The organism is Inquilinus sp. (assembly GCF_057815775.1).
Genome location: NZ_JBYRFX010000151.1, coordinates 1 through 7,945, shown reverse-complemented (window position 1 = coordinate 7,945; position 7,945 = coordinate 1). Strand labels below are relative to the sequence as shown.

General features: G+C 68.3%; 9 protein-coding genes and 1 pseudogene. 7 read left to right on the top strand and 3 right to left on the bottom strand.

Going from position 1 to position 7,945, the window contains the following annotated elements; translation table 11 throughout:
* Both AC3XYG_RS05515 and AC3XYG_RS05510 read left to right on the top strand, forming a co-directional pair.
* The coding region (locus AC3XYG_RS05515; protein WP_489138811.1) for a DEAD/DEAH box helicase at nt 1-1,635 on the top strand (1,635 nt) is incomplete at its 5' end.
* 10 nt (nt 1,636-1,645) lie between these two features.
* Complete coding sequence (locus AC3XYG_RS05510; RefSeq protein WP_489138810.1) at nt 1,646-1,834, top strand: hypothetical protein; 189 nt, start codon at nt 1,646-1,648, stop codon at nt 1,832-1,834.
* A 169-nt stretch (nt 1,835-2,003) separates the two neighbouring features.
* Here the strand turns inward: AC3XYG_RS05510 and AC3XYG_RS05505 are convergent, their stop codons facing one another.
* From AC3XYG_RS05505 to AC3XYG_RS05495, 3 genes are read right to left on the bottom strand one after another with little or no spacing between them, the layout of a single operon-like run.
* On the bottom strand, nt 2,004-2,660 hold the full coding sequence (locus tag AC3XYG_RS05505; protein ID WP_489138809.1) for a DsbA family oxidoreductase: 657 nt from the start codon (nt 2,658-2,660) through the stop codon (nt 2,004-2,006).
* On the bottom strand, nt 2,661-2,915 hold the full coding sequence (locus AC3XYG_RS05500; protein ID WP_489138808.1) for a hypothetical protein: 255 nt from the start codon (nt 2,913-2,915) through the stop codon (nt 2,661-2,663).
* 9 nt (nt 2,916-2,924) lie between these two features.
* Nucleotides 2,925-3,416: a hypothetical protein gene (locus AC3XYG_RS05495; RefSeq protein WP_489138807.1), complete on the bottom strand. Its 492-nt coding sequence runs from the start codon at nt 3,414-3,416 to the stop codon at nt 2,925-2,927.
* A 209-nt stretch (nt 3,417-3,625) separates the two neighbouring features.
* Between AC3XYG_RS05495 and AC3XYG_RS05490 the strand changes: the two genes are divergently transcribed.
* From AC3XYG_RS05490 to AC3XYG_RS05470, 5 genes and pseudogenes are all read left to right on the top strand, one after another.
* Complete coding sequence (locus AC3XYG_RS05490) at nt 3,626-4,330, top strand: cobalamin B12-binding domain-containing protein (RefSeq protein ID WP_489138806.1); 705 nt, start codon at nt 3,626-3,628, stop codon at nt 4,328-4,330.
* Nucleotides 4,246-4,974, top strand: coding sequence for a DUF1638 domain-containing protein (locus AC3XYG_RS05485; protein WP_489138805.1), 729 nt, complete (start codon nt 4,246-4,248; stop codon nt 4,972-4,974). Before AC3XYG_RS05490 ends, AC3XYG_RS05485 begins: the two co-directional genes overlap by 85 nt.
* A gap of 23 nt (nt 4,975-4,997) precedes the next feature.
* Complete coding sequence (locus tag AC3XYG_RS05480) at nt 4,998-5,300, top strand: virulence factor (protein ID WP_489138804.1); 303 nt, start codon at nt 4,998-5,000, stop codon at nt 5,298-5,300.
* Between the two features lie 106 nt (nt 5,301-5,406).
* Entirely contained in the window at nt 5,407-6,318 is a 912-nt protein-coding gene (locus tag AC3XYG_RS05475) for a methyltetrahydrofolate cobalamin methyltransferase (RefSeq protein WP_489138803.1), read from the top strand.
* Between the two features lie 51 nt (nt 6,319-6,369).
* A pseudogene (locus AC3XYG_RS05470) lies at nt 6,370-7,945 on the top strand (ASKHA domain-containing protein); the annotation flags it as partial.

Genomic DNA, 7,945 nt, shown 5'->3' with positions numbered 1-7,945 from the left:
GACCAGCAGCGCGCCATCGACGAGGTGCTGGACGACATGCAGTCCGGCCGGCCGATGGACCGGCTGGTCTGCGGCGATGTCGGCTTCGGCAAGACCGAAGTGGCGCTGCGCGCCGCCTTCGCCGCCGCCGCCAACGGCGTCCAGGTCGCGGTGGTGGTGCCGACGACCTTGCTGGCCCGCCAGCATTTCCGCACCTTCTCCGAACGTTTCAAAGGCCTGCCGCTGCGCGTCGCCCAGCTGTCGCGCATGGTCACGCCGAAGGAGGCGAAGCTGGTGCGGGATGAGCTGGCGGCCGGCACCATGGACATCGTGGTCGGCACCCATGCCATCCTGTCGAAGCAGGTGTCGTTCAAGAATCTCGGCCTCGTCATCGTCGATGAGGAGCAGCATTTCGGGGTGAAGCAGAAGGAGAAGCTGAAGGCGCTGCGCGAAGACGTGCATGTGCTGACGCTGACCGCGACGCCGATCCCGCGCACGCTGCAGATGTCGCTGTCGGGCGTGCGCGAGCTGTCGCTGATCACGACGCCGCCGATCGACCGGCTGGCGGTGCGCACCTTCGTGCTGCCCTTCGACCCCGTGATCATCCGCGAGGCGGTGCTGCGCGAGCATTTCCGCGGCGGCCAGACCTACTATGTCTGCCCGCGGGTCGAAGATCTGGGCGAAGCGCACCGCACCCTGCAGGAGCTGGTGCCGGAGGTTAAGATCGCCGTCGCCCATGGCCAGATGGCGGCGACCCAGCTGGAAGAGGTGATGAGCGCCTTCTACGACGGCCAGTTCGATGTGCTGCTGGCGACGGCGATCGTCGAATCCGGCCTGGACGTGCCGTCGGCCAACACCATGGTGATTCATCGGGCCGACCTGTTCGGCCTGGCCCAGCTGTACCAGCTGCGCGGCCGCATCGGCCGGTCGAAGCTGCGCGGCTATGCCTACCTCACCTATGGCCCGCGCAAGGCGCTGAGCAAGACGGCGCAGCAGCGGCTGCATGTGATCGAGACGCTGGACACGCTGGGCGCCGGCTTCACCCTGGCCAGCCACGACATGGACATCCGCGGCGCCGGCAATTTGCTGGGCGAGGAGCAGTCGGGCCACATCCGCGAGGTCGGGGCCGAGCTGTACCAGCAGATGCTGGACGAGGCGGTGCGGGCCGCCCGCGCCGGCGTCAGCGCGGTGGAGGACCTGGCCGACAGCTGGACGCCGCAGATCAATCTCGGCGTGCCCGTGCTGATCCCGGAGGTCTATGTCGCCGACCTGCAGATCCGGCTCGACCTCTACCGCCGGATCTCGGCCCTCGAAGGCCAGGCCGAGCTGGATGGCTTCGCCGCCGAGCTGATCGACCGCTTCGGCGCGCTGCCGGAGGAGGTCGAGAACCTGCTGGAGCTGGTGGCGATCAAGCGGCTGTGCCGCATCGCCGGGGTGGAACGGCTGGATGCCGGGCCGAAGGGCGCCGTGGTCGGCTTCCGCGACAACCAGTTCGCCAAGCCGGACAAGTTGATCGGCTTCATCCAGCGCATCGCCGGGGCGATCAAGGTCCGGCCCGACCAGAAGCTGGTCTATGCCCGCGGCTGGGAAACCCCGCAGGACCGCGTCACCGGCGCTCGGAAACTGGTGCAGCGCCTGGCGGATCTGGCGGGGTAGGGGGCTCAGCATGGCGGACGGGAACGACATTCACGGCTGGGATCTTGACCGCTTGCGCGCTGCAGCGGAGGCCGGTTTCAAAGATATCCGTGAGGGACGGTATCGCGAGATCAGCGAAGACGAGCTGGAAGCCTATATCGCCGATCTCGGACGACAGGCGTCAGCGCGAGTACGGGGCACAAACCGCAGCGATAATTAGGTTTTTATTGTCATTGCCCGGCTTGACCGGGCAATCCAGGGGCCATCGAGAGCCGTTCTGGCCGCCCCTGGATGCCACGGTCAAGCCGTGGCATGACAATGGAAGGTGGCGTACAGCCAATCTTCCCTCGAAAATCGGGCATCCGCAGATTAAGTCCGCTACGCGGCGGCTAAGCCCGCTCCGACAGCGGCGCCGACACGGCGTGTTCTCGGGCGAGGTCCAGCAGCGGCAGGAAGGCGCTCGGCTCCTGGGCGCCTGATACAGCGTAGCGGCCGTCGAAGACGAAGCAGGGCACGGCCTGGATGCCGAGCTGGCGGGCCCGCAGGTCGGCGGCCTGGATCTCGGCGATGCCCATCTCGCTGGCCAGGACGCCGCCCACCCGCTTGCGGTCGAAGCCCATCTCGACGGCGATCTCGACCAGCGTCGCGCGGTCGCCGACGTCAAGCCCTTGGGCAAAATAGGCGTGGAACAGCGCATCGACCATACGATCGGCCTCGCCCAGCTCGCCGGCATGGCGGATCAGGCGGTGCGCCTCGACCGTGTTCGGGGTCCGGCGGATGATGCCCTGGTTCATCGGCAGGCCTTCCTTGCCCGCCGCCTCGGCCACCACGGTGTTGATCTGCCGCATCCGCTCGCGCCCGCCGAACTTGGCGATCATGTAGCTCTGTCGGTCCACGCCCAGCTTCGGCATCTCCGGATTCAGCTGGAAGGGCTGCCAGCGGATCTCAAGGCCGGGCAGCGGCCGCTGGGCGAGCGCGCGCGCCAGCCGGTGCTTGCCGATATAGCACCAGGGACACACCACATCGAAGAAGACGTCGATCCGCATTCACACACTATCCCGCGCCGGGCCGTCTTTGGGAATGGGATTGGTCTCCGGGTCATCCGGCACTGTCTCAGGCTTGCCGTCGCGATCGGCGATCTGGTCGGCCATCAGGCCCAGGGCCAGGGCATTGCGCTCGGCCTCCTGCGCCTGGCGGGCCGTCTTCGCCCGCCGATCCTGCCGGCGTCCATCGGCCTCGACCGCCCGGGCTATCCGGTCCGGGTCGCGCTTGCCGCCGCCGCGATTCTTCCATCCGGGCATGATCGCTGCTCAGGCCTTCTTGCCCTTCACCTTGGGCACGCCGACCCGGGTCTTCAGGATCTGCCGGGCGGCGCGGTATTCGGTGCGGAACCGCAGCAGCTGGCCGCATAGGAAGGCGATGCGCCGCTTCAGCAGCTGGTCGGGTGAGGCCTCGCCGCCCAGGATGCGGCCGTCGGCGCCGGTGACGAAGTCGCGGATCGCTGCCTCGACGCCCGACGGTTCCAGGTTGTGCGCCAGGCGGTTGCGCAGCCGGTTCAGCTTCTCCGCCGCATCCAGGATGTTGTCGAGCGTCTCGTTCTTGATCAGCGCCCGCAGGAACTGCGTCTTGATGAAAAAATTGATCTGCAGCCCGTCGAGCGCGGCCGGGTTCGCCAGCATCTCGTGCAGCAGGTTGTTGATCTCCTCCTCCAGCAGCAGATGGCCCTTCAGGATGATCAGGGTGGTGTCGTCCGTCCGCGGAAAGTGGCGGAGGAAGCTGAGCAGCGAATCCTGGAGGTCCATGGCAACCGTGTGGCCGGAGCAAGATCCTATCATCCGGGGGGCGGCGGCCGCTGGCAAGGGCGGCGATGCCGCGGTGGCCGGTGCCCTGGGGACGGTGTGTGTCGCCGCCTCCGCAGTCGGGGTCGGTTCCAGGCTAGCGACCGGACCCGCCATCCCGGCTAAATGTAACCCGTGGCAAGTCAGCAGTGCAGCCGGCGATCGAGGACCTCATGGCGAATGACGATATCGACCTCAATGCGCTGAACGACGAGGAACTCGTCGAGCAGATGTGGGACGACCTCTATGACGGCCTCGCCGACGAGATCGTCGAGAGCGTCAATATCCTGCTGGCCCGCAAGTGGACGCCCTATGACGTGCTGACCAAGGCCCTGGTCGAGGGCATGCGCATCGTCGGCGTCGATTTCCGCGACGGCATCCTGTTCGTGCCCGAGGTGCTGCTGGCCGCCAACGCCATGAAGCGGGGCATGTTCATCCTGCGGCCGCTGCTGGCCGAGACCGGCGCGCCCAAGGTCGGCAAGATGGTGATCGGCACGGTCAAGGGCGACATCCACGACATCGGCAAGAACCTGGTGTCGATGATGATGGAAGGCGCCGGCTTCGAGGTCATCGACCTCGGCATCAACAACCCGGTCGAGAACTACCTGAAGGCGATCGAGGAGCACCAGCCCGACATCGTCGGCATGTCCGCCCTGTTGACGACCACCATGCCCTACATTAAGGTCGTCATCGACACCTTGAAGGAGCAGGGGATCCGCGACGACTATGTGGTGCTCGTCGGCGGTGCGCCCCTGAACGAAGAATTCGCACGGGAAATCGGCGCCGACGCCTATTGCCGCGACGCGGCGGTGGCGGTGGAGACGGCCAAGGACTTCATGCGGCGCAAGCACAACCAGGCGAAGGCCGTGGCGGGCTGACGCCCGAGCGGTTTGGCCAGGAACGCTTCGGGGCGGCCGGGGTCGCCCCCGGCCCGGGCCGCACCCTGCTGATCGCCTGCGGTGCCCTGGCGCGCGAGACGCTGGCCGTGATCCGCGCCAACGGCATCGCCGACCGCGTTGCCGTCACCTGCCTGCCTGCCATCCTGCACAACCGGCCCGAGCGCATCCCCGACCGGCTGCGCCGGCGCATCCGCACCGCCCGCGCCCTGGGCTGGACCCAGATCCGTGTCGCCTATGCCGATTGCGGCACCGGCGGCGGCATCGACCGGGTGCTGGCTGAGGAGGGGGTGGAGCGGATCGGCGGCCCGCATTGCTATTCCTTCTTCGCCGGCGCGGCCGATTTCGACCGGCTGATGGAGGAGGACCCGGGATCTTTCTTCCTGACCGACTTCCTGGCCCGCCACTTCCAGGTCCTGGTGATCGAAGGCATGGGCCTCGACCGCCATCCCGAATTGCTGCCGATGTTCTTCGGCAATTACCGGCGCGTGATCTACCTCGCCCAGACCGAGGATCCGGCGCTGCAGACGCAAGCGCGGGCCGCGGCGCAGCGGCTGGGGCTGGCCTATGAATACCGCTTCACCGGCTATGGCGAATTCGCGGGGTTCGTGACCGCCGCTGTCTGATCAACCAGCAATCGAGAAGTCTCATGGCGCAGCTCATCATCGTCTCCTGGCGCGACATCCCCAGCCAGGTCACCGCCAAGGCCGGCCGGCGCGACCAGGCCAAGGTGCTGCTGTCGCAGCGCTTCCAGGACGCCATCGACCGCGCCGCCATGCGCGGCAAGGCCCGCGACGCCGACGCCTATCTCGAGGAATGGAAGAAATCCGAACCGGTCGAGTGCGGCGACGACCTGCAGGCCGAGGCCGACGCGGCGGCGGCGCGGATCGAGGCGGACTACGACGACGCCCGGCTGCGCGCCCTGGTCGAGAGCGGCGGGACCGCGGGCTGAGGTCCCCTGACGCGCTTGTGGCAGGCGATGCCGCTGCAAGACGATCCCCGGCCCGCCATTCCGCCTAGCGTCGATCTATCGAACCTCCAGGCAAGGCGGTCACGGCATGACGGACACGGTGATAAGCTCGGCGACCAGAGAACTCGCCATCGGCTTCGAACGGCCCTTCGTCATCATCGGGGAACGGATCAACCCGACCGGCCGCAAGATCCTGGCCGAGGAGATGAAGGCCGGCGACTACAGCCGGGTCCAGTCCGACGCCCTGGCCCAGGTCGCCGCCGGCGCCCAGATGCTGGACGTCAATGCCGGCATCCCGCTGGCGGATGAGCCGCGCATCCTGGCCGAATGCATCCAGCTGGTGCAGTCGATCACCGACGTGCCGCTGTCGATCGACAGCTCGATCGTCGCCGCGCTCGAGGCCGGGCTGGCCGTCTACAAGGGCAAGCCCCTGGTCAATTCCGTCACCGGCGAGGATGAGCGGCTCGAGACCGTGCTGCCGCTGGTGAAGAAATACGGCGCCGCCGTCGTCGCCCTCTCCAACGATGAGACCGGCATCTCCGAGGATCCGGACGTCCGCTTCGCCGTCGCCAAGAAGATCGTCGAGCGGGCGCGCGACCACGGCATCTCCTACGCCGATATCGTCGTCGACCCGCTGGTGATGCCGATCGGCGCCATCAACACTGCCGGGCGGCAGGTGTTCGCGCTGGTCCGCCGGCTGCGTGAGGAGCTGAAGGTCAACACCACCTGCGGCGCTTCCAATGTCAGCTTCGGCATGCCGAACCGCCACGGGCTGAACGCGGCCTTCCTGACCATGGCGATCGGCGCGGGCATGACTTCGGCCATCACCAACCCGCTGCATGCCGAAAGCCTGCAGGCGGTGCTGGGCGCCGACACGATGATGGGGCACGACCCGCATTGCGCCCGCTGGATCCGCCAGTATCGTGAGCCCGCGCCCGAGGGCGCCGAGGCCGGCGGCGCGCGCGGCGGCCGGGAAGGGCGCCGGCGGCGGGCGCAGTGATGTGACGGGCGGCGTCTCGGCCGGGGCACCGCAGGGATAGCAGGTTTGGCGATGAACATGATCGATGCAGCGCAGCCGGGCCAGGACGCGACGCAGACGGCGCTGGTCGTCTTCACGCCCTCCGGCCGGCGGGGCCGTTTCACGCTGGGCACGCCGCTGCTGCAGGCGGCGCGGTCGCTCGGTGTCGATGTCGACAGCGTCTGCGGCGGCCGGTCGATCTGCGGCCGCTGCCAGGTCGAGATCGGCGACGGCCAGTTCGCCAAGCACGGCATCGAATCCCGCGCCGGCCATGCCTCCGAGGCCGGGGCGGCCGAGCTGCGCTACGCCGAGAAGCGCGGGCTGAAGCCCGGCCGGCGGCTGTCCTGCCAGACCCTGATCCAGGGCGACCTGGTGGTCGACGTGCCGGCCGAAAGCCAGGTGCACAAGCAGGTCGTCCGCAAGGATGCCGAGCACCGCATCATCGAGGTCGATCCCGCGGTCAAGCTGTACTACGTCGAGGTGCGCGAGCCCGACATGCACGACCCCTCCGGCGACCTGCGCCGGCTTGAGGAGGCGCTGGCGGAGCAATGGGGCATCACCGGCCTGGATTGCGACCTGCGGGTGGTGCAGCGGCTGCAGAAGGCTCTGCGCGGCCCGGGCGCCCAGGGGAATGGCGAGGGCGCCTGGACCTGCACCGTGGCGGTGCGCGAACAGCGGGTGAAGCGCCTGCTCGCCGTCTGGCCTGGCTTCCGCGACAAGATCTACGGCCTGGCCTACGACATCGGCTCGACCACCATCGCCTGCCACCTCTGCGACATCGAGACCGGCGAGGTCGTCGCCTCCGGTGGCGCCATGAACCCGCAGATCCGCTTCGGCGAGGATCTGATGAGCCGGGTCAGCTACATCATGATGAACCCCGGCGGCGACAAGGCGCTGACCGAATCGGTGCGCGGCGCGCTGAACGACCTGGCCGCCAACGTCACCGCACAGGTGGGGCTGGAGGTCGAGGACGTGCTGGAGGTGACGCTGGTCGGCAACCCGATCATGCATCACCTGGTGCTGGGCATCGACCCGATCGAGCTGGGCGGCGCGCCCTTCGCCCTGGCCACCGACCAGGCGATCAACATCTGGGCGACCGAGATCGACCTGAAGGTCCACCCCAACGCCCGGGTCTATGTGCTGCCCTGCATCGCCGGCCATGTCGGCGCCGACACCGCCGCGGTGATCCTGTCGGAAGAACCGCACAAATCCGACGACCTGCGACTGATCGTCGATGTCGGCACCAATGCCGAGATCGTGCTGGGCAACAAGCACCGGCTGCTGGCCTGCTCCAGCCCGACCGGCCCGGCCTTCGAAGGCGCGTAGATCTCCTCCGGCCAGCGCGCGGCGCCGGGCGCAATCGAGCGGGTGCGGATCGACCGCGAGACGCTGGAGCCGCGCTTCCGCGTCATCGGCAGCGACCTGTGGTCGGACGGTGAGGGCTTCGCCGAGGCGGTGCGCCGCACCGGCGTCACCGGCATCTGCGGCTCCGGCATCATCGAGGTGCTGGCCGAGATGTTCCTGGCCGGGCTCATCACCCAGGACGGCGTGATCGACGGCAGCATGGCGGTGCGCAGCGAGCGGGTGGTGCCGGACGGGCGCACCTTCA